Source organism: Palleronia aestuarii, assembly GCF_003253995.1.
GTDB classification, from domain to species: Bacteria; Pseudomonadota; Alphaproteobacteria; order Rhodobacterales; family Rhodobacteraceae; genus Palleronia; species Palleronia aestuarii.
Genome location: NZ_QKZL01000009.1, coordinates 51,592 through 72,174, shown reverse-complemented (window position 1 = coordinate 72,174; position 20,583 = coordinate 51,592). Strand labels below are relative to the sequence as shown.

The 20,583-nt window shown below is 67.8% G+C and carries 23 protein-coding genes; 11 read left to right on the top strand and 12 right to left on the bottom strand.

Going from position 1 to position 20,583, the window contains the following annotated elements:
• Window positions 1-77 precede the first annotated feature (77 nt).
• The gene (gene hrpB / locus LX81_RS11975; RefSeq protein ID WP_111537557.1) at window positions 78-2,462 is read right to left on the bottom strand and encodes an ATP-dependent helicase HrpB; all 2,385 of its coding nucleotides are present in this window, start codon (window positions 2,460-2,462) and stop codon (window positions 78-80) included.
• A 194-nt stretch (window positions 2,463-2,656) separates the two neighbouring features.
• On the opposite strand from hrpB, the gene LX81_RS11970 reads away from it, so the two are divergent.
• The 3 genes from LX81_RS11970 (at window position 2,657) to LX81_RS11960 (ending at window position 4,006) form a co-directional block, all read left to right on the top strand.
• Complete coding sequence (locus LX81_RS11970) at window positions 2,657-2,914, top strand: acylphosphatase (protein ID WP_111537556.1); 258 nt, start codon at window positions 2,657-2,659, stop codon at window positions 2,912-2,914.
• A gap of 113 nt (window positions 2,915-3,027) precedes the next feature.
• Entirely contained in the window at window positions 3,028-3,327 is a 300-nt protein-coding gene (locus tag LX81_RS11965) for a hypothetical protein (protein ID WP_111537555.1), read from the top strand.
• 7 nt (window positions 3,328-3,334) lie between these two features.
• On the top strand, window positions 3,335-4,006 hold the full coding sequence (locus LX81_RS11960; protein ID WP_111537554.1) for a Sir2 family NAD-dependent protein deacetylase: 672 nt from the start codon (window positions 3,335-3,337) through the stop codon (window positions 4,004-4,006).
• A 66-nt stretch (window positions 4,007-4,072) separates the two neighbouring features.
• On the opposite strand, the gene rpmB is transcribed toward LX81_RS11960, so the two are convergent.
• The 3 genes from rpmB to meaB form a co-directional block, all read right to left on the bottom strand.
• Window positions 4,073-4,360, bottom strand: coding sequence for a 50S ribosomal protein L28 (gene rpmB, locus LX81_RS11955; RefSeq protein ID WP_111537553.1), 288 nt, complete (start codon window positions 4,358-4,360; stop codon window positions 4,073-4,075).
• Between the two features lie 141 nt (window positions 4,361-4,501).
• A complete protein-coding gene (locus LX81_RS11950; protein WP_111537552.1) occupies window positions 4,502-5,329 on the bottom strand; it encodes a hypothetical protein in 828 nt (275 codons plus the stop codon).
• On the bottom strand, window positions 5,326-6,321 hold the full coding sequence (meaB, locus tag LX81_RS11945; RefSeq protein WP_111537551.1) for a methylmalonyl Co-A mutase-associated GTPase MeaB: 996 nt from the start codon (window positions 6,319-6,321) through the stop codon (window positions 5,326-5,328). Before meaB ends, LX81_RS11950 begins: the two co-directional genes overlap by 4 nt.
• Before the next feature lie 184 nt (window positions 6,322-6,505).
• Here meaB and LX81_RS11940 point away from each other — a divergent pair, with 184 nt between their 5' ends.
• From LX81_RS11940 to LX81_RS21890, 3 genes are all read left to right on the top strand, one after another.
• Window positions 6,506-7,186: a spermidine synthase gene (locus LX81_RS11940; RefSeq protein WP_111537550.1), complete on the top strand. Its 681-nt coding sequence runs from the start codon at window positions 6,506-6,508 to the stop codon at window positions 7,184-7,186.
• Between the two features lie 204 nt (window positions 7,187-7,390).
• The gene (lepA, locus tag LX81_RS11935; protein ID WP_111537549.1) at window positions 7,391-9,193 is read left to right on the top strand and encodes a translation elongation factor 4; all 1,803 of its coding nucleotides are present in this window, start codon (window positions 7,391-7,393) and stop codon (window positions 9,191-9,193) included.
• 386 nt (window positions 9,194-9,579) lie between these two features.
• Window positions 9,580-10,383, top strand: a complete 804-nt coding sequence (locus LX81_RS21890; RefSeq protein WP_146259420.1) for a hypothetical protein — start codon at window positions 9,580-9,582, stop codon at window positions 10,381-10,383.
• Window positions 10,384-10,483: 100 nt separating this feature from the next.
• Here the strand turns inward: LX81_RS21890 and LX81_RS11930 are convergent, their stop codons facing one another.
• From LX81_RS11930 to LX81_RS22205, 4 genes are all read right to left on the bottom strand, one after another.
• Complete coding sequence (locus LX81_RS11930) at window positions 10,484-10,618, bottom strand: entericidin A/B family lipoprotein (protein ID WP_111537548.1); 135 nt, start codon at window positions 10,616-10,618, stop codon at window positions 10,484-10,486.
• Between the two features lie 55 nt (window positions 10,619-10,673).
• Window positions 10,674-11,039: a hypothetical protein gene (locus LX81_RS11925; protein WP_111537547.1), complete on the bottom strand. Its 366-nt coding sequence runs from the start codon at window positions 11,037-11,039 to the stop codon at window positions 10,674-10,676.
• Window positions 11,040-11,108: 69 nt separating this feature from the next.
• Window positions 11,109-11,531 (bottom strand): BrnA antitoxin family protein, encoded by a 423-nt coding sequence (locus tag LX81_RS11920; protein ID WP_111537546.1) that lies wholly within the window; start codon window positions 11,529-11,531, stop codon window positions 11,109-11,111.
• A 203-nt stretch (window positions 11,532-11,734) separates the two neighbouring features.
• On the bottom strand, window positions 11,735-11,911 hold the full coding sequence (locus tag LX81_RS22205) for a hypothetical protein (RefSeq protein WP_170133925.1): 177 nt from the start codon (window positions 11,909-11,911) through the stop codon (window positions 11,735-11,737).
• Window positions 11,912-12,069: 158 nt separating this feature from the next.
• Here LX81_RS22205 and LX81_RS11915 point away from each other — a divergent pair, with 158 nt between their 5' ends.
• Window positions 12,070-12,558, top strand: a complete 489-nt coding sequence (locus LX81_RS11915; RefSeq protein WP_146259419.1) for a cytochrome b — start codon at window positions 12,070-12,072, stop codon at window positions 12,556-12,558.
• Between the two features lie 42 nt (window positions 12,559-12,600).
• Here the strand turns inward: LX81_RS11915 and LX81_RS11910 are convergent, their stop codons facing one another.
• The 3 genes from LX81_RS11910 to glyA form a co-directional block, all read right to left on the bottom strand.
• A complete protein-coding gene (locus LX81_RS11910; RefSeq protein WP_111537544.1) occupies window positions 12,601-12,738 on the bottom strand; it encodes an entericidin A/B family lipoprotein in 138 nt (45 codons plus the stop codon).
• Window positions 12,739-12,809: 71 nt separating this feature from the next.
• Window positions 12,810-13,586: an alpha/beta fold hydrolase gene (locus LX81_RS11905; RefSeq protein WP_111537543.1), complete on the bottom strand. Its 777-nt coding sequence runs from the start codon at window positions 13,584-13,586 to the stop codon at window positions 12,810-12,812.
• Window positions 13,587-13,608: 22 nt separating this feature from the next.
• Complete coding sequence (gene glyA, locus LX81_RS11900; RefSeq protein WP_111537542.1) at window positions 13,609-14,904, bottom strand: serine hydroxymethyltransferase; 1,296 nt, start codon at window positions 14,902-14,904, stop codon at window positions 13,609-13,611.
• A gap of 150 nt (window positions 14,905-15,054) precedes the next feature.
• Between glyA and LX81_RS11895 the strand changes: the two genes are divergently transcribed.
• Window positions 15,055-15,816, top strand: a complete 762-nt coding sequence (locus tag LX81_RS11895) for an NAD kinase (protein WP_111537541.1) — start codon at window positions 15,055-15,057, stop codon at window positions 15,814-15,816.
• On the opposite strand, the gene LX81_RS11890 is transcribed toward LX81_RS11895, so the two are convergent.
• Entirely contained in the window at window positions 15,809-16,795 is a 987-nt protein-coding gene (locus LX81_RS11890; protein WP_170133924.1) for a DUF2125 domain-containing protein, read from the bottom strand. The genes LX81_RS11895 and LX81_RS11890 overlap by 8 nt on opposite strands.
• Before the next feature lie 76 nt (window positions 16,796-16,871).
• Between LX81_RS11890 and LX81_RS11885 the strand changes: the two genes are divergently transcribed.
• The 3 genes from LX81_RS11885 to LX81_RS11875 all read left to right on the top strand — a co-directional run bounded on the left by LX81_RS11885 (window position 16,872) and on the right by LX81_RS11875 (window position 20,540).
• Entirely contained in the window at window positions 16,872-17,420 is a 549-nt protein-coding gene (locus tag LX81_RS11885; RefSeq protein ID WP_234822590.1) for a gamma-glutamylcyclotransferase, read from the top strand.
• 66 nt (window positions 17,421-17,486) lie between these two features.
• Entirely contained in the window at window positions 17,487-18,671 is a 1,185-nt protein-coding gene (locus LX81_RS11880) for a biopolymer transporter ExbB (RefSeq protein ID WP_111537539.1), read from the top strand.
• A gap of 3 nt (window positions 18,672-18,674) precedes the next feature.
• Complete coding sequence (locus LX81_RS11875) at window positions 18,675-20,540, top strand: peptidoglycan -binding protein (RefSeq protein ID WP_111537538.1); 1,866 nt, start codon at window positions 18,675-18,677, stop codon at window positions 20,538-20,540.
• Window positions 20,541-20,583: the final 43 nt, after the last annotated feature.

The following is a 20,583-nucleotide window of genomic DNA, read 5'->3' as shown; positions in this document are numbered from 1 at the left end:
CGGTTCGTTTCTATTTTGCTGATCCAAGCGAAGGTAACGAAATCGGGAGGTGATGCAACGCCGCAATCGCTTTTGCGTCATTTCCGCGATTTGCGGCGGAGCGTCGGATCGGCCTCGCGCGGATCCTCGGGCCAGGGATGCTTTGGGTAGCGCGCGCGCATGTCGCGGCGCACATCGGCGTAGGAGCCGGCCCAGAAGCCCGGCAGATCGTCGGTCACCTGCACCGGCCGCCCGGCCGGCGACAGGAGCGTGACCTTGAGCGGTCGGCCCGCCACGGCGGGATGGCGCGTGACCCCGAACATCTCCTGCACCCGGACCGAGATCTCGGGCTGCTCGCTCGCGTAGTCGATGGGTATCTTGCGCCCCAGCGGCGTGAGGAAGGCCCCCGGCGCCTCCGTGTCGAGCCGCTGCGCCTCGGAATAGTCGAGCCGCGCGCGCAGCGCGGGCAGGAGGTCGAAGCGCCGCCATTCCTCCGCCGAGCGGATCCCGCCCAGAAACGGCAGCAGCCACGTCTCCGCGCTGTCCAGAAGCGCCGCCTCGTCGGTGTCGAAAAGCCCCAGAAGCCGCACGCGGGCGAGGAACCGCGCCGCCTCCGCGGAGGGACGCAGGCCCAGCTCCCGCACGCCGTCGAGCATGGCCCGCGCCACCGGCCCTTCCGGCGCATCGGCCCAGATCCGGTCGTCGAGGACGATCGCGCCGAACCGTTCCTGTCGGCGCAGGCGCACGCGCCCCTCCCGCCGCGACCAGGCGCAGAGATCGACCCAGCCGATCCAGTTTCCATGGATCGCGCGCAGCTCCGCCTCCGAGATCGCGATCGCCTGACGGATCGTCGCCTCGCGCGGATGCCCGTCGGTATCGGTGACGACGAGGAGCCGTTCTCCGGCCAGCGCGTCGGCCTCGTCCATCTTCGCGCCCTTGCCGCCCGAGAGAAGCCAGCGCGGCGCGTCGCCCGTCCTCCGCAATCCGACCCGGTCGGGATAGGCGAGCGCCGCGTGCTGCGCCGGGGTGAGGCGCAGGTCGTCGCCCGCGATCCGCCGCAGCCGTCGGGCCTCCTGGCTCACCCGCGCCACCGCGCCGCGCCCGAGCCCAAAGGCCGCCGGATCGGCCAGCGCCCGCACCCTGAGGGTCAGATCCGCGCCGCGCCCGCGCAGGATGTCGCGATCGGCGAGGAGCGCCGCGAGCGTCGCGGCCTCCCGTCCCGCGACCGCGAGCATGTGCGCGAGCCGCGGATGCAGCGGCATCGCGGCGAGCCGTCGCCCGTGGCCCGTGATCCCCCCGTCCTCGAGCGCGCCCAAGCCGTGCAGCAGGTCGCGCGCCTCCTCGAGCGCGCCCGCGGGCGGCGGCGTCAGGAAGGGCAGGGCCTGCCCCTCTGGATCGCCCCAGAGCGCCAGTTCGAGGGCGAGGCCCGTCAGGTCGGCGGCCTCGATCTCGGCGGGCGGATGGGCGGGCAGCGCGCCGTCGGCGCCCTTCGTCCAGAGCTTCCAGGCCACGCCCGGCGCGACGCGGCCGGCCCGGCCCGCGCGCTGCGCCGCCTCCGCCCGGCTCGCCCGCTCGGTCACGAGCCGCGTCATGCCGGAGCCGGGATCGAACCGCGCCCGCCGCGCGAGGCCCCCGTCGACGACCACGCGCACGTCCTCGATGGTGAGCGAGGTCTCCGCGATGGAGGTGGCGAGCACCACCTTGCGGCCCGGCGAGGGCGCGATCGCCGCCCGCTGCTCGGCGAAGGGCAGGGCGCCGTAGAGCGGGCGGATCTCGCAATGGGGCAGGTCGAGCATCCCCGCCACGCGCCGGATCTCCGCCTCTCCCGGCAGGAAGGCCAGCACGCCTCCCGCGCTCTCCTTCACGGCGCGGGCCACGAGGTCCGCCATCGCCGCCTCGAAGCGCTGCCCCTTCGGCACCGGCACGTCGAGCCAGCGGCTCTCCACGGGATGCGCGCGCCCCGCGCTCGTGACGACCGGGGCGTCCCCCATCAGCGCCGCGACCGGCCCTGCATCGAGCGTCGCCGACATGACGAGGAGCGCCAGATCGGGCCGGAGTGCCTCCCGGACCTCGAGCGTCAGCGCGAGGCCGAGATCGGCCGTCAGGGATCGTTCGTGGAACTCGTCGAAGATCACGCAGCCGATCCCGGTCAGCTCCGGATCGGTCTGCAGCCGGCGGGTGAGGATGCCTTCGGTGACCACCTCGATCCGCGTCGCGTCCGTGACCTTCGCCTCCCCGCGGATGCGGTAGCCCACGGTCCGCCCCACCGGCTCGCCCAGGGTCTCGGCCATCCGTTCCGCCGCCGCGCGAGCGGCGAGGCGGCGCGGTTCCAGCATCACGATTCGTCCCGTCACGTGCGGCAGGAGCGCGAGCGGCACGCGCGTCGTCTTGCCCGCGCCGGGCGGGGCCTGCAGCACCGCGCGGCCGTCTTGCAGGATCGCGCCGGTCAGCGCGTCGAGCACGTCTTCGATGGGCAGGCTCATGCGCCTTGGCCTAGCCCCGCGGCGCGGTCTTGCCCAGCCTCAAGCGACCGGGTCGCCGCCCACGCGGAACCGCGCCCTGCGCAAATTTCCCGTCGCGCCACGCCAGAGCTCCGTCCGCGCGATGCGGCCCATTCACACCGCGAACCGAATATGAAACCCTGAGGCCCGTACCCTGCCGAGAGGTCCGCATCCCCATGCCCCAGCTTTTCACCATCACCGGCCGCGTCCAGGGCGTGGGGTTTCGTGCCTTCACGAAGGACGTCGCCGAGGAGATCGGGATCCGCGGCTGGGTGCGCAACCGCGCGGACGGAAGCGTGGAGGCGCTGGCGGACGGCGATCTCGACGCGTTCGAGGCGCGGCTCAGGAAGGGGCCGCCCGCCTCCCGCGTCGAGGGTGTGACCCGCACGCCATCGGACGAGCCTGTCGGAGACGGTTTCGCCATTCGCCGATGATGGGGAATTGGCATCGCCCGCCCGCCTCTGGTACCATCGCGCGCATGGCAGAGGACGGTCGGATCGGGGATCAACCCCGGCGAAACGGCCGCGAAACGAGAGGCAGTATCCCCATGAAGAAATTCCTGACGATGGCCGTTCTGGCCGGGGTCGCGGCCGGGTGCGGACAGGCGGGCGTGATCGAACGTGCCTGCCTTTCCTCGGAACGCGCGAACACCAACCGGCAGGTCTGCGACTGCATCCAGCACGTGGCCGACATGACGCTCGACCGCCGCGACCAGAAGCTCGCCGCGACCTTCTTCGAGGACCCGCATCGCGCGCAGGAGATCCGCACCTCCGACAGCACCCGCGACGAGACGTTCTGGCGCAAGTATTCGAGCTTCGGCAGCAACGCCGAGAGCTATTGCAACTGAGGACGCGATGATCTTCGTGCTGACCGGCGCGGGCCTCTCGGCCGAAAGCGGGCTCGGCACGTTTCGCGACGCGGGCGGCCTCTGGTCGCGCTACGATCTCGAGGAGGTGGCGACGCCCCGGGGTTTCGCCGCCAACCCGCACCTCGTCCACGATTTCTACAACGCGCGGCGGGCCAATGCGGCCGGGGCCGCCCCCAACGCCGCCCACCATGCGCTCGCCCGGCTCCAGGCCGCGCGGGAGGTGATGCTCGTCACGCAGAACGTCGACGACCTTCTCGAGCGGGCGGGCGCGCGGGACGTGCTCCACATGCACGGGCGGCTCGGCGGCGCACTCTGCGCGGATTGCGGGGCCCGGTGGGAGGCGCCGCTCGTCATGTCCCCCGACGATCCCTGCCCCGAATGCGGGGCGGCGGCGACACGGCCCGACGTGGTCTGGTTCGGGGAGATGCCCACGGGGCTCGACGAGATCGACGCGGGGCTCGCGCGGGCCACGCTCTTCGTCGCGCTCGGCACGTCCGGCACCGTCTATCCGGCGGCGGGCTTCGTTGAGATGGCGCGGGCCGCGGGCACGCCGACGCTGGAGCTGAACCTCGAGCCCTCTGGCGGGCGCTTCGACGACGGGCGCTACGGGCCCGCGAGCGAGATCGTGCCGGGCTGGGTGGACGGGCTGCTTGCCTGAAACGACGACGACCCCGCCCCGCGCGATCGGCGGGGCGGGGTCGGGTCCGGGCGGCGCGCGGCCGGATCAGGCGGAGGCGCGCGCCTTCGCGATGTCACGCTTGATGCGCTGCGCGGAGGAGGAAAGCTCCGCCGTCTTCGCCTTGTCGAGGAACGCGTCGAGCCCGCCACGATGATCGACCGTCCGGAGGGCGGCGGCGGAAATGCGCAGCTTGAACGTGCGGCCGAGCGTCTCCGACATCAGCGACACGTCGTTGAGGTTCGGCAGGAAGCGGCGGCGGGTCTTGTTGTGGGCGTGGCTGACGTTGTTGCCGGTCATCGGCCCTTTTCCGGTCAGTTCGCATACGCGCGACATGGCATCGATCCTTCGTCTGAATGGCCCGCGCGCGGTGGCGGACGGAAATAGCGGGTGCCGCGCCCAAAGCGGTCCCCGGGCGCGTGTCGGGGCGATCTAGGCAAAGCGCGCCCGACAGTCAAGCCGTGATCGCGCCCCGCCTCATCCCGGCGCGCGGCTGTAATTGCGCGACAGCGCCTCCGGATCGGCAAGGCGCGCGAGCCCGGCGGGATCGTAGCCGAGCCGCTCCGCGAGGTCGCGGACCGCACGGTCCAAAGGCGCGGAGCGAAGCCGGAGCCCCCGTTCGAGCGGCTGGCGGTGACGGTCGACATGGAGCGGCGGCGCGGCCCGCGCGGCGGGGCCGCCGAGGCTCTCGAGGAGGGCGGGAAGCGCCGGGACCTCCCCCTCGTAGAGCGTCTCGTAGCGAAAGAGCCCCGCGAAGCCCGGCAGCGCGTGGCACTCCAGCGCGAAGGCGTTGAGCTCCAGCCAGTGAAAGAGGTTGTGCTCATAGGGGGTGAATCGCTCTGCCTCCGCGGCGAGCTCGGGATGGGCGAGCGCCGGATCGCCCGCATGGATCGCGGCCTTGAGCTGGAAGCCCCGCGGCACGTCGTAGGCGAAGAACCCGTGGGTGAGGAAGGAGGCCGCGACGGAATAGGGATTGCGCACCAGGTGGGCGAATCGGAAGGCGGGGCCGAGCCGCTTCGCGAGATAGGGCAGCCAGGCATAGACCGGCCAGCCCGTGTCGATGTAGCTGCGCCCGGCGGCGAGATGGGCCTCGATTTCGGCGAACTTCGCCTCGATCGCGGGCGTCCGATCGAGGCGGGCCGCGAACCGCTCGGGGCGGCGGAAGACGTCGCGCGAATGATGCTCCGCGTGGAGCGGCTCGTGCTCGACCACCGCGTCGGGGCGCGCCGCGGCGAGCATCGCGGCGAGGCTCTGCGTGGAGGTGCGTCCGGTGGAGAGGAGGAAGGTCGCGGTGGCGCCGCTCATCGCGCCTCCTCCCCCGGCGACAGGAGGTCCCGGAGAAGCCGCTCGGCCGCCGCGGCGGGCGCCTCCGTCCCCTCCGCCACGGCATCTCCCAGCGCCTCCATCCGCGCGGCGGTCGCGGGGTCGGAGGTCAGGTGCGCCATCAGGCCGTGGCGCACGGCCTCCTCGAACCAGTGACGGTTCTGGCCCGCGCGGATGCGGTCCCGCGCCCCGCTTGTCCGCCGGTGACGGTCGAGCGCCGCGATCTCCTCCCACGCCTCCGCGATGCCGGTCTCGGCGAGGGCGGAGACGGTGAGCGCCTTGGGGAAGCCCGGCGCGTCGCCCTCGCGCCCGCGCATCAGGCGCAGCGCGCCCGCGTAATCCGTCCGCGTCGCCTCCGCCTGCTCCTTCATCGCGCCGTCGGCCTTGTTGACGAGGATCAGGTCCGCGATCTCCATGATGCCGCGCTTGACGCCCTGCAGGCTGTCGCCGCCGCCGGGCGCGAGGAGCAGCGCGAAGATGTCGGTCATCCGGGAGACGAGCGTCTCCGACTGCCCGACGCCGACCGTTTCCACGATCACCGTACGAAACCCCGCGGCCTCGACCAGTGCGATCGCCTCCCGCGTCCGCCGCGCCACGCCGCCGAGTTCCGTCTGCGAAGGCGAGGGGCGGATGAAGGCCGCGGGATCGCGGGCGAGCCGCTCCATCCGCGTCTTGTCGCCGAGGATCGAGCCGCCCGAACGGGTGGAGGAGGGATCGACGGCGAGCACCGCGACACGGTGTCCCGCCCCCGTGAGCGCGAGGCCCAGGCGTTCGATGAAGGTGGACTTGCCGACGCCGGGCGTCCCCGACAGCCCGATGCGGATCGTGTCCCGCCGGGGATCGGCGAGACGGCCGAGAAGCTCCGCCGCGGCCTTTCGGTGATCGGCGCGGCTGCTCTCGACGAGCGTGATCGCGCGGGAAAGCGCCCGTCGATCGCCGTCCTGGAGGCGCCGGGCGAGGTCGTGAATGTCCATGCCGCGATATGGCGGCGCGCACCGGGCGTTGTCCAGAGACGGGGCGGCGGCAGGCCGTTCGGAGAGGACCGGGTCACACCGGCTCATCGTCGCACGGGGCGGGGAACACCGGCATCGCTCCACCCTTCCGCCGGCTTCCGCGAGCGGATAGGCGAAGGGAATACCCTGCGGACAGGAGGCCGTCGTGCTGCCTTGGATACATCTCGCGACCGCCGCCGCGCCGGGCGGGGACAGGCTCAGGCTCCTGCGCCGGGGCGACGAGTTCTCCATCCGCCTGGAGCGCGGGAACGAGCTGATGAACAGCCGGCTGAGCGGGTCGGAGGAGGCGCTCGCCACGCTCGCCCTGGATCGCCTGTCGGGTCGTCCCGCGCCACGCGTGCTGATCGGCGGCCTCGGCATGGGCTTCACCCTGCGCGCGGCGCAGAAGGCCGCGCCGCCCGATGCCCGCCTGATCGTGTCCGAGATCGTGCCGGACCTCGTCGATTGGGCCGGTCTCCACATGGCGGCGGTCTTCGGCGATTGCCTCGCCGATCCCCGCGTGGAGGTGAGGCCGGGCGACGTCCTCTCCGAGATACGTGGCGCCGAGGGCGCGTTCGACGCCATCCTGCTCGACGTGGATAACGGCCCCGACGGGCTCACCCGGGCCGACAACGATGCGCTCTACATGGAGGAGGGGCTGCGCTCGGCGCATCGGGCGCTCTCGCCGCGCGGCATCCTCGCGATCTGGTCCGCCGCCCCGGACGCGGCCTTCACGAAGCGGCTCACCCAGGCCGGGTTCGAGGTCCGCGCGCATGCCGTCCGCGCCGGCCGCACGAAACGCGGCGCGCGCCACACCGTCTGGATCGCCGCGCGACAGGGCGGCTGAGGACAGCCTCTCGTCCCTTCCTCCCCGGTCGCGGCGCGACCCACTCCCGACTGAAATCTTCCGCCTCGCGAACCCGGCCCGACATCCCCTCGCGTCACGCCCCGCGTGGTTCGTCCCGTCTCCTCGCCGTCGCCGGTCGGGGGCGCGATGGCCGCATGCATCGTCTCTCGACAAGTCCCCGGTTCGGCGGCATATCCTGACCCCATGACCGAGCTTTCCCGCATCCGCAACTTCTCCATCGTGGCCCATATCGACCACGGCAAGTCGACCCTCGCCGACCGGCTGATCCAGCTCACCGGGACGGTGGCGGAGCGCGACATGAAGGAGCAGCTCCTCGACGCGATGGATATCGAGCGCGAGCGCGGCATCACCATCAAGGCCAACACCGTCCGCATCGAGTATCCCGCGAAGGACGGCCATACCTATGTCCTGAACCTCATCGACACGCCCGGCCACGTGGACTTCGCCTACGAGGTCTCCCGCTCCATGCAGGCCGTGGAGGGCTCGCTCCTCGTCGTGGACGCGAGCCAAGGGGTTGAGGCGCAGACGCTCGCCAACGTCTATACCGCGATCGAGGCCGACCACGAGATCGTGCCGGTCCTCAACAAGGTCGACCTGCCCGCCGCAGAGCCCGACCGCGTGAAGACCCAGATCGAGGACGTGATCGGGATCGAGGCGCACGACGCGGTGGAGATCTCCGCCAAGACCGGCCTCGGGATCCCCGACGTGCTGGAGGCCATCGTCACCCGCCTGCCGCCGCCCCACGAGGGCGACCGCGACGCGCCGCTGAAGGCCATGCTCGTCGACTCGAAATACGACCAGTATCTCGGCGTCATCGTCATCGTCCGCATCATCGACGGCGTGCTGCGCAAGGGCGACCGCATCCGCATGATGAAGACCGGCGGCACATACGACGTGGACGACGTGGGCGTCTACCGCCCCGCCATGACCTCCACCGGAGAGCTCGGGCCCGGAGAGATCGGCTATCTCAACGCCTCGATCAAGCAGGTCCGCGACACCCGCGTCGGCGACACGATCACGACGGAGAAGCACCCCACGCAAAACGCCCTGCCGGGCTTCAAGCCGTCGGTGCCGGTCGTCTTCTGCGGCCTCTTCCCCGTCGATACCAACGATTTCGAGGACATGCGCGACGCGATCGAGAAGCTCGCGCTGAACGACGCCTCCTTCACCTTCGAGATGGAGACCTCCGCCGCGCTGGGCTTCGGCTTCCGCTGCGGCTTCCTCGGGCTTCTGCACCTCGAGGTGATCCGCGACCGGCTGGAGCGCGAGTACGACATCGACCTCATCACCACCGCGCCCTCGGTGATCTACCGCATCCACCTGCGCGACGGCGAGATGATGGAGCTGCACAACCCCGCCGACATGCCCGATCCCGCCAATATCGACCATATCGAGGAGCCGCGGATCAAGGCCACGATCCTCGTGCCGGACGAGTACTTGGGCGACGTGCTGAAGCTCTGCCAGGACCGCCGGGGCATCCAGATGGACCTGACCTATGCGGGCACCCGCGCGATGGTCGTCTACGACCTGCCGCTGAACGAGGTCGTCTTCGACTTCTACGACCGGCTCAAATCGGTGACGAAGGGCTACGCCAGCTTCGATTATCAGATGATCGGCTACCGGCAGGACCACCTCGTCAAGATGCAGATCCTCGTCAACGACGAGCCGGTGGACGCGCTCTCGATGATGGTCCACCGCGACCGGGCGGAGGGGCGGGGCCGCGCCATGTGCGAGAAGCTCAAGGACCTGATCCCCCGCCACATGTTCAAGATCCCGATCCAGGCCGCCATCGGCGGCCGCGTCATCGCGCGGGAGACGCTCTCGGCCATGCGCAAGGACGTGACCGCCAAGTGCTACGGCGGCGACGCCACGCGGAAGAAGAAGCTTCTGGAGAAGCAGAAGGCCGGCAAGAAGAAGATGCGCCAGTTCGGGAAGGTCGAGATTCCGCAGGAGGCGTTTATCAACGCCCTTAAGATGGACAGCTAACTGTCCATCTTAAGGGCGAGTGGGCGAAAGCGATTGGCGCAGACAATTGCGTGCAGCACCCGGTTGGGCGAGTTAATGTGATGATGTAGAGTGGATGGGCAGCGCGCGGGATGAATGACGTTTGCAACGGATGCTTTGGTAAACCGATCGAAGCACCGAAAGTCTAAGACCGCGCAGACGGAGGTGGCGTTTTTTAGGCGACTGAAAAAATTAAGATTGCGGCATTCCGTTATGCGACGAGTTGAGATGATTTTAGGGCGCCATTTGTTACACTCTGAAGCAATCACATGATTCGCAAATACTGTAGAGTAGAGCACTTAATTGATCGCGCCCAATCCCTTCGAATAGGTACATTGCATTGGTACAGAAGGAAAGAGCACGGTGAAATGCAGGATGTATACGAGGGAAAATTCGATTATATAATTAGCTTCGAGGATCTGGTGGAGGTATCGGAGGATTGGGTAAATAACACTTTGTTTTTGACTAACCCGCCCTCTCACGTATTGGGAAGTGTGAACCTCTTTATGCAGGGTAGTTCGAATCGAACCGATATGGATCGTTCTGGGATTGGAGGGTATGTTGTCTTTAATGCATACCATTTCAGCCAAAGGCATATCCAGCGTGGCCGTCTTTTGCTTAGCGGAGATGCAATTCAGCATTTTTATGCTGACAATACTTTTATTTTTTGTATGACTACCAAAGAGTTCGTTTCCGGCTATGATGCCTGCTGGGAAATCAATGACCAGAATGTCTATAAGCTTCTCAATATCCTCGAAGAGGAGATATGCAATATCTCAAAGACATTACGGCTCAGGCATCGTCTGTTTGGGTTATTGAGGTGGAATGACGAGGGGGCATATTTTGAAGAATATCCAGATAAGAAGCTTTCAAATCCAGAGATATTTTGTGAAAAACGTTACGATAAAATAGAGTATAGGGAAAAGTTATATAACGTATCTAAGGAATCTGATCTCGAGCATGCGACCCTCCTAAACGACTTCAGAGATTGCTCCTTCATCAAGCCGCCAGATCATTCGCATCAATTTGAATACCGTCTCGAATTAGTTGTAAAGCTACGACATAGTAAGGGAGAAATACTGTTATCGGTAGATCACGAATATGTGGATATTCCGATGTATCTGCCGCTCCGCAGCAAAATTCTCAAACTCGTCAGCAACAAATCACATTAAAATCACGTGATATACGCCTATGTTAGGCAATTCATAATACGTCATAAATCTGCTAAACCCGCAGGGGCGCGCCTCCACGCACCCCCACCAACCGTCCCGCTCAATACCGCTGCGCCTCGTAGCTCTCCCGCTCGAGCACCCGACCCGCGCTCTGGATGTCGCGCCCGGCGCCTCCGACGGTCTCGCAGGCGGTGAGGGCCAGGAGGCCCAGGATCAGGACGGAACGGACGAACATCGGCAGGTCTCCTTGGACGGTTCGCGGAGGAAACTATCCCCTCCGCGCACCCTGCTCAAGCCCGCGCTGTATGCGTGCGCTCGCGTCCGAACGCATAGACCGCGACCGCCGCGATCGCGTAGATCCCGTTGAAGATCAGGACGAGGCTCCAGGGCGCGCCCGCCCCGAAGACGAGCTTCGCCGACAGCGACGCGATCGCGTCGAGCACGACGATGCCGGTGATCCAGGCCGCGGCCCCCTGCATCCGCGCGAAGATCGGGATCAGGAGCATCGCGAAGAGGATGGAGAAGAATTCCCGCCCCGGGCTCAGGATGAGCGGCATAAGTGGCGCGCCGAGCGCGGCGGTGATGGCGATGGAATTGGCGATGCAGCCGACGATGCCCGCGATCGCGGCGAGGACGACGTTTCGTGTGGTGATCATTCTGATCCCTCCATGTGCGCGAACCACATAGCGCGGGTCCCGCGGAAGTTAACAGCGCGAAGCGGGGCCTCACCCCTCCGCGGCCTTGACGATCTTGCCCACCAGCTCCGTATCCGCCTCGATCCCCTCGACGCGCAGGACCTCGCGCACCCGGCGGCAGCGGGCGAGGAACCCCTGCACCCCGCCATCGGGCGCCGCCTGCGCCGGGGCAGGGGCGGGGGCGGGCGGCGGTGCCGGGGCCTCCGCCATGCCGCCCTGCCGGCTCAGCACGAAGGCGCGCAGCACCGCGTTCGCGCGGGACTGCCAGCCCATCCCCATGGCGCGAAAGAACGCCACCACGTCCTGATCCACGCGGATCGTGATCCGCGACTTGCCCGGCTGGTGAAAGGTCGGGATCGCGTCCCAGGCATGGGGCAGGCTCGCCCGCACCTCGGTCTGGGACTTTCCCAGAAGGGCGGCGAGCTCACGGTCTTTGTCGGTGGGACGGCTCATCGGGGTTCTCCGGGTTGCGGTTCCCCCTTGTGGCGCGCGCGGCTTCAACCGTGGTTAATCGTGCGTACGCCGCCTGTGTACGTCCGGTGCACGTCGTCGGTACGTGCCGTGTACGCAAGCCGTACCCGTGCCGCACGGGCGCTGCACGCGGGAGGTACGTCCCGTGTACGTAAGCCCGACGCCCGGTGTACGGCCGGTGTACGTCAGCGGCGGCGGTTGGACTGGCTCATCCAGGGGAACATCATCCCCATCCACATCTCCGTCCAGGCGCGCATCATTTCCGTCTGCTGCCGGCTCATCTCCGCCCCGACCTGCCCGCGCGCGGCGGACGTCATCTGGTTCGCCGCCGAAAGATAGGCGCTCATCCAAGGGTTTTTCATCTGTTTCTCCGGGGGATACGGGATCCGCGTCTTCGCGGTTCCAACAGCGGGCCAACGCCGCCTCGGCGCCCGATGTTCCCCGATCTGCGCCCGAATGCCGCATCAGGAACGATCGGCCTCACGTCCCGTTGATCCGTCATCGTTGGAAGGACATCGCGATGGCACAACAAACCTACAGTTCAGCCCAGCGCGGCGCGCACTGGCTGGTCCTATTTCTCGTCATATTTCAGTATTTTACCGGCAGCGGCATGGAACATGCCTTCGACGCGGTCGCCGAGTCCGGCGGGTCCTGGACCGGCACCGCCTACGTCCACGGGATGATCGGCACGACCATCCTGCTCACCATGCTCTTCCGTCTCTACCTGCGCTCCACCCGCGGCGCCCCGCCCCCGCCCGACACCGAACCGTCGGCCATCCAGTGGATCTCGCGGGCCAATCACTTCCTCTTCTACGCCGTCCTGATCGCGATGCCGCTCGCCGGCCTCTACGCCGCCCTGACGCTGTCGGAGACCGCCGCGTGGCTCCACGGCAATGCCTGGACCGTTCTGCTCGTCCTCATCGCGGCCCACGTCGCAGGCGCCCTCTGGCACGTCTCCAAGGGCGACGGTGTCCTCCGCCGCATGGCCGGAAGAGCGCCCTCCACCTGACGTGAAAAGCGAAGGGGCGGTTCCGCCCCTCCGCATCCGTGCTCAGTACTGGACCTCGTTGCTTTCCCGCTCGATGGCTTGCCCGGCCGTCTGGATGTCCTGGCCGGCGCCTCCAACGGTTTCGCATGCTCCAAGGACGAAAAGGCCGAGGATGGCGAGGATGCGGGTCGTGAGGGTCATACCGGGTTCTCCTTTGGTCATGAACGGACACCAACCGCGGCCACCGAAAAGATGTTCCTCCGCTTCCCCACTCAAACTCGGTGGTCGGACGGCATACGCGTGATGTCGCCGAAAAAGCCGCGGACCGTCGTCTCGACGTCGCGGGGCTTCTCTGCATGGAGCCAGTGGCCCGCATCCTTGATCTCGGCAAAACGCGCGTTCGGAAAGAGTGCGCGGGCCCGCTCGCGATACTCCGGTAGGACGTAGTCGCTCTTCGCGCCGGAAAGAAAGAGGGTCGGTCCGTCGAATTGTGCGTCGATCTCCGGCCAGCCGATTATCTTCGGCATCTCGCGCTCGAGCACGTCGAGGTTCAGCTTCCAGCGTTTGCCGGGCACGTCGAGGGACTGGAGGAGGAACGCGCGCACGCCCGGCTCGTCGATCTGCGCGGAGAGTTGGGCATCCGCCTCGCGGCGGCTTTCGATCGCGGACAGGTCGAGCGTTCGCATCGCGTCGATCAGATGCGTCTGCGTATGCTCGTACGTGACCGGCGCGATATCCGCGACGATCAGCCCGGCGACGAGGTCGGGGTGACGCAGCGCGAGCGCCATCGCGGCCTTGCCGCCCATCGAGTGACCGAGAACGAAGCTCGGCGCATCGAGGAGCGCGGCCAGATCGTCGGCCATGCTGGGATAGTCGTGCGCGTCTTCCCAGGGCGAGTCGCCATGGTTGCGCATGTCGGCCGCCGTGACGCGGTACGTGTCGGACAGCCGCTTCTGGACCGCGCCCCAGTTCCGGGCCGACCCGAAGAGGCCATGGGCGATGAGGAGAGGGGGCGCGCCCTCATCGCCGCTGACGAGCGTGTTCAGCATCGCGTCGATCGGTCCCGGACAGTCAGAGGCCGGGATAGATGGGGAAACGGGCGCAAAGCTCCGTCACTTCGTTCCGGACACGCGTCTCGATCTCCGAATTGCCGTCGGCACCATTGGCCGCGAGACCGTCCACCACCGCGACGATCCAGTCGGCGATCTGGCGGAATTCGGGCTCGCCGAAGCCGCGCGTCGTCCCGGCCGGCGACCCGAGGCGGATGCCCGACGTCACCGTAGGTTTCTCGTCGTCGAAGGGGATGCCGTTCTTGTTGCAGGTGATATGGGCACGGCCGAGCGCGGTCTCGGTGGCATTGCCCTTCACGCCCTTGGGGCGCAGGTCGACGAGGAGAAGGTGGCTGTCGGTCCCGCCCGTGACGATGTCGAGCCCGCCCTTCACGAGCTGGTCGGCGAGCGCCTGGGCGTTGCGGATCACCTGCTGCTGGTAGGACTTGAAACCGGGCTCGAGCGCCTCGCCGAAGGCCACGGCCTTGCCCGCGATCACGTGCATGAGCGGACCGCCCTGAATGCCCGGGAAGATCGCGGAGTTGAACTTCTTCGCCAGCGCCTCGTCGTCGGTCAGGATCATGCCGCCGCGCGGTCCGCGCAGCGTCTTGTGGGTGGTCGTCGTCGCGACATGGGCATGGGGGAACGGCGAGGGGTACTCGCCCGCCGCCACGAGGCCCGCGAAATGAGCCATGTCGACGAGGAGATAGGCGCCGACCGCATCCGCGATCTCGCGCATCCGGGCGAAATCGATCACCCGCGGGATGGCGGAGCCGCCTGCGATGATCATCTTCGGTTGGTGTTCCTGCGCCAGCGCCTCGATCTGCTCATAATCGGGCAGGAGCGTATCGCGGGTCACGCCGTACTGGACGGCGTTGAACCACTTGCCCGACTGATTGGGCTTCGCCCCGTGGGTCAGGTGCCCGCCCGCGTCGAGGCTCATACCGAGGATCGTGTCGCCGGGCTGCAGAAGCGCGGTGAAGACGCCCTGGTTCGCCTGGGAGCCGGAATTGGGCTGTACGTTGGCATAGCCGCAGCCGAAGAGCTTCGTCGCGCGGGAGATCGCCAGATCCTCGACCACGTCGACATGCTGGCAGCCGCCGTAGTAGCGCCGACCGGGATAGCCCTCGGCGTACTTGTTCGTCAGCACGCTGCCCTGCGCCTGCAGGACCGCGAGGGAGGTAATGTTCTCCGACGCGATGAGCTCGATCTCGTCGCGCTGCCGGGTAAGTTCGTCGCCCATCGCGGCGGCGAGATCGGGATCGATTTCGGCAAGGCTCTTGGTGAAAAAGCCGTCGTCGCGGTGCGGGGCATTCATGGGCGAGCTCCTTCGGGCGGATGGTGCGCCGCGCGTACACCAAATCGGCCTAGTGCAAAAGAGATTTCCGTAAGGGGAACGGGGAGGCGAGCCTTGTCATCCGTGCCGCGGGCCGTCACCGTGCCGCGGCGGAGGACGCGGGAACACCACATGCCGAAAACCATCGCCATCCTGGCCAGCGACGCCGATGCGGCGCAGGACGCGCTCGCCCGGCTCGAGACGCGCTACGGCACCGTCCCGCTCCCGGAAGCGGAGGTCATCGTCGCGCTCGGCGGCGACGGACACATGCTGCGGACGCTGCACGACACGCGGACGCTCGACGCGCCTGTCTACGGGATGAATTGCGGCACCATCGGCTTCCTGATGAACGAGTTCCACGAGGAAGACTTGATGGAGCGGCTCGATGCGGCACAGCTCGAGACGATCAACCCGCTCTCCATGCGGGCCACGCGGGTGGACGGGACGGTGCGCGAGGCGCTCGCGATCAATGAGGTCTCGCTTCTGCGCGCGGGTCCGCAGGCGGCCAAGCTCCGGATCAGCGTCGATGGCCGTGTCCGCCTCGACGAACTCGTCTGCGACGGGGCGCTCGTCTCGACGCCGGCAGGGTCCACCGCCTACAATTACTCCGCGCACGGGCCGATCCTGCCCATCGGCGCGGATGTGCTCGCGCTTACCGCGATGGCCGCCTTTCGCCCGCGGCGCTGGCGCGGTGCGCTTCTGCCGAAGAACGCCGTCGTCCGGTTCGACGCGCTCGAGGGGGAGAAGCGTCCGGTCATGGCCGATGCGGACGGACGGTCGGTCCGCGACGTGGTCTCCGTCGAGGTCCGGAGCGAGCCCAGCATCGTGCATTCGATCCTCTTCGATCCCGGTCACGGGCTCGAGGAGCGCTTGATCCGGGAGCAGTTCAGCTAGGCGGCAGGCGCGGTGCGGGGCCGAGCGGCACGGGACCGAAGGTCATCTGTCCATCGCGAAAGGTCAGCGGCAGCGCCATGGTCTCCCCGCCGCCTCCGAACCCGGAAAGAAGCCCCGCGGCCTGCCGGATCCCGGCCACGTCGTCCTGCTCGACGAGACCCAGCGCCGCCGCGCGGTCGAGTGCCGCCTCCCAGTTTTCCAGTTCGACATCGATGACGCCCTCGGGTCGTCCATCCGCGCCGATCTCGACCGAACCCTCGGCGGTGAGCCGCACCTCGCCCCAGTCGATCCGGAACGTGGTAAGTTCCATGCCCGTGATCCGGGGCGGTTCCGAGAATGCGTGCCGGTCGAGGGGCGCATCGAGCGAGATATCGGCATTGAGGGTCGCGTAGTCGATCCGCGCGGGCCCCGGTGTCTCTTCCAACCCGCCGGAGAGATCGAGATTTCGGATCGTGAGGCCGACATTCTGCACGCTGCCGTCGTCGGAGCCCACGGGCAGTCGGGTCGCGAAAAGCAGCTCCTCCATCGTGTACCGCCCTTCCGGCCCCGCGAGGTCGAGCTCCTCGATGACGAACTCGCTATGATCGAGGGTGAGGGCGGTATTGGGCCGGAAAAGGACCGATCCGCGCGCGCGATCCGTCGCGACATCGACCGTGCCAAAATCACCCTCGATCCTCTGGGTGTCGGGCAGGATGGCGATGATCCTGTTCGGTCGGTAGCTCAGCGCAAGGATCTGGAAGAACGGCGCTTCCCAAGTGACGTTTCGATCCGGATCGGTCGCGCGGATGGTGTCGAACGTCGTGTCGAAGCGGTTGGGAAAGCCCCGGACCGACAGATCGTCGAGCGCGATCTCCCAGCCCGCCGCCCGCATTTCCTCGATCCCCGACCGCAACTGGCGTTCCAGCGCGGTCGATCCGACGAACCACCAGACGGACCATGCGATCGCCGCTGCAAGGACGATCCAGACGATCCGGATCATGGCGTAGCAGCCCGCTGTGGGCCTTCCATCATATCCATGTCTGGTGTCTACAGGCGCCGGCATGAAAGGACCAGCGATGGCAGCGGACGGAATGTGGGTCTTCGGATACGGATCGCTTGTCTGGAATCCGGGATTTCCGGTGGCCGAGCGGCGGATCGCCACCTTGCCGGACTATGCGCGAAGCTTCTGCATGCGCTCGATCCATCATCGCGGATCGGTCGCGGAGCCGGGTCTTGTCCTCGCGCTCGATGCCGATCCGGGCACCGCTTGCAAGGGCGTGGCGATCCGTGTCGCGGAGGGCGCGGAGGAGGCGACCCTCGCGGCTCTGCGCGAACGAGAGCTGATCTCCTCGGCTTATCTGGAGCGGCACGTGAGCCTGATGGATGAGAACGGGCAGAGCATCCGCGCGCTCGCCTATGTCATCGATCCGGACCATGCGCAGTATTGCAGCGGTCTTGCGCTCGAGGAACAGGCGCAGATCATTGCAACCGCGACCGGGGATCGCGGTCCGAACGACGAGTACCTCTACAACACGACCGCGCATCTGGCCGAACTCGGCATCGCCGATCCCGATCTCGAATGGCTGACCGCGCGTGTCCGGGAACTGAAAACCACAATGGAGTGAAAGTCTTGGCGTATACCGCCGCTTCCGTTACTAACGAGGCTTGACGCACGACAACAGGTGAGGCGCATGGCGGCCCCGAGGGAGCGCAGGGCAGGACGGATCTTCACGCAACCGACGCGACAGATCCTGCTCATGCTCGGGGTCCTCGTCCTCGTCGGGATCGGCGGCTGGCTGGCCTATCCAAGCGTCGCGCCGGTCTTCCTCGCCAATCCTCTCCTGAACGGGTTCATCGCGCTCGTCTTCGTCATCGGGATCCTCTCCTGCTTCTGGCAGGAATTCCAAATCATCCAGTCGGTCCGCTGGCTCGAGGATTACGCCTCCGACCGGCCCGATCCGCAATTCTCCAGCGCGCCGCGGCTTCTCGCGCCGCTGGCCACGCTCTTGCGGTCGCGCGGGCGGCGGCGGGAGATCGGGGCGACCGCGTCGCGTTCCATCCTCGACAGCGTCGCGACGCGGATCGACGAGGCGCGGGACATCACCCGCTACATCGTCAACCTGCTCATCTTCCTCGGTCTTCTCGGCACGTTCTACGGCTTGGCCACCACGGTTCCCGCGATTGTCGACACGATCCGTACCCTCGCCCCCACGGAAGGCGAGGACGGTCTCGAGGTGTTCGGGCGACTGATGAGCGGGCTCGAGCGGCAATTGGGCGGGATGGGCGTGGCCTTCGCTTCCTCGCTGCTCGGCCTCGCCGGATCGCTGGTCGTGGGCCTCCTGGAACTCTTCGCGGGACACGGACAGAACCGCTTTTTCCGCGAACTCGAGGAATGGCTGAGCTCGATTACCCGGATCGGGCTCGCGGCCGGGGACGACAGCGGGTCGGAGGAGGCCAACGCCGTCCTAATCATGGAGCACATGTCGAGCCAGATCGACCGGCTGCAGGACATGTTCGCCGCCTCCGACCAGGCGCGCGCGGCGGTGGACGATCAGCTCGGCATCCTCGCGGGCAATCTCGAGAGGATCGCGGAGCGGATCGACCGCGACACTGCGCTCGGGCACGCGCTGATGCGTGTCGCCGACGGTCAGGAGCGGCTGGCCGCGAGCTTCGAGGCGGTGAACGAGGCGGGCGGGATCGATGCGGAGAGCCGGATGCGCCTGCGGTCCATCGACGTGCAGATGCTGCGGCTTCTCGAGGAGATATCCGCCGGGCGGCAGGAAATGACGGCGGAGCTTGGCCAGGAGATCCGTACGCTCGGCCGGATGCTGACCCGCCCGCCGGCGCGTGCCGATCTCACGGAACGTCAGGGATAGCCGATGGCGCTCATGCGGCGATCGACCCATCGCGTGACGGCCTCGATCTGGCCGGGCTTCGTCGATGCGATGACCGCGCTCCTCCTCGTGATGATGTTCCTCCTGACGATCTTCATGGTCGTGCAGTTCGTCCTGCGCGAGGAAATCTCGGGGCAGCAGACCCGCCTCGGCACGCTGTCCGAGGAGGTCGCGGGCCTCACGGAGGCGCTGGGGCTCGCGACCGCGCGGACCGAGGCGCTGGAGGGGGAGCGCGACGACCTGCTTGCTGTTCTAGACGACCGCTCGCAACGGATTGACGCGCTTGAGGCCACGACAGCCGACCAGGCGGGCCGGATCGCGGGCTTCGAGGAGAGGATGGACGCGCTCATGGCAGAGCGGGAGCGAGACAGGGCGCGCATCTCCGGTCTCGAGACGCGCGGCGCCGAGCTGTCTGCCGAGGGGGACCGTCTCGCCAGCGCACTCTCCGCCGCCCGCGACGAAATCGACGAGGAAGCGGAGCGTGCGCGCCTCGCCGCCGCGCGCGCCGATGCGCTCGAGGCACTGACGGCCGATCTGCGCGAGGATCTCTCGGCGCGCGGGGAGGAGGTGGAGACCCTGACCGCCAACCTGTCGGAGAGCGAGGCCGCGCGGCTCACAGAGGCGGCTGCGGCGGAGGTCCTGCGCGCACGTCTCGAGGCCTCGGAAACCGAGCTTTCGGCCGCTGCCCTCGCACTCGATGCCGAACGCGCACGGGCGGAGGAGACACTGACGCTACTCGCGGCGGCGCGGAGCGCGGAAGCCGATCTCGACGCCCGGCTCGCCGCGGCGCTTCTCGCGCAGGAAGACCTGGAGGCGGATCTCGCCGGGGCGCGATCGGATGGCGCCGAACTCGCCGCGACGCTCGACGCGGAACGGACCCGGCTTGCCGCGGCGCTTGCGACGCGCGCCGATCTGGCGGCCGAACGAGATCGGCTCGACGAGCGCATTACCGCCCTGTCGGAGGAGAGGGAGACCGAACGCGAGGCCGCCGCCGAGCGGATCGGGGCGCGGGAGACCGAGCTTGCCACGCTCCGCGACAGGCTCGAAGCCGCACTGGCCGAGCGCCTTGCGGCGGAGGAGGCGGCGGAGACGCGATTGTCCGAGGCGGAGACCCGCGCCGTACTGCTGTCACAGGCGCGCTCGGCCCTGGCGGACGAGGAAGAGGTGTCGGCAGAGGCACGCCGCGAAGTGGCGCTCCTCAATGCGCAGGTCGGGCGGTTGCGCGAAGAGCTCTCCGCGATGCAGACACTCCTCGACGCCGAGCAGAGCGCGGGCTCGGAGCAGGATCTCGAGATCGAATCCCTCGGAAACCAGCTCAATGCGGCCCTGGCGCGGGAGGCGGCCGAACAGCGGCGCCGCGCGGAACTCGAGGAGGCGGAGCGGGAGCGTCTGGAGACGTACCGCTCCGAATTCTTCGGCAAGCTCCGGGAGGTTGTCGGGGATCGGGAGGGGATCGCGGTTTCCGGCGACCGTTTCGTCTTCGACAGCGAGGTGCTGTTCCCGTCGGGCTCCGCGCGGCTGTCCGACGAGGGACGCGATCAGGTGCGCCGGGTGGCATCGATCCTCGAGGAGATTTCGGACGACATCCCGCCGGGTATCGACTGGGTGATCCGCGTGGACGGGCATACCGACGACGTGCCGATTTCCGGGAATGGCCGTTACGCCGACAATTGGGAATTGAGTCAGGCCCGCGCGCTGTCGGTCGTCCGCTTCATGTCCGACGATCTGGGGTTTCCCGCCCGTCGCCTCGCCCCAACGGGCTTCGGTGCCTACCGCCCGGTCGCCGAAGGGTCCTCGCCGGAAGCGCGGGCGCAGAACCGGCGGATCGAGATGAAGTTGACGGAGCGCTAGGCCCGTCCGCGCCGAGGGTGAAACTTCTCGAACGCCGAACGAG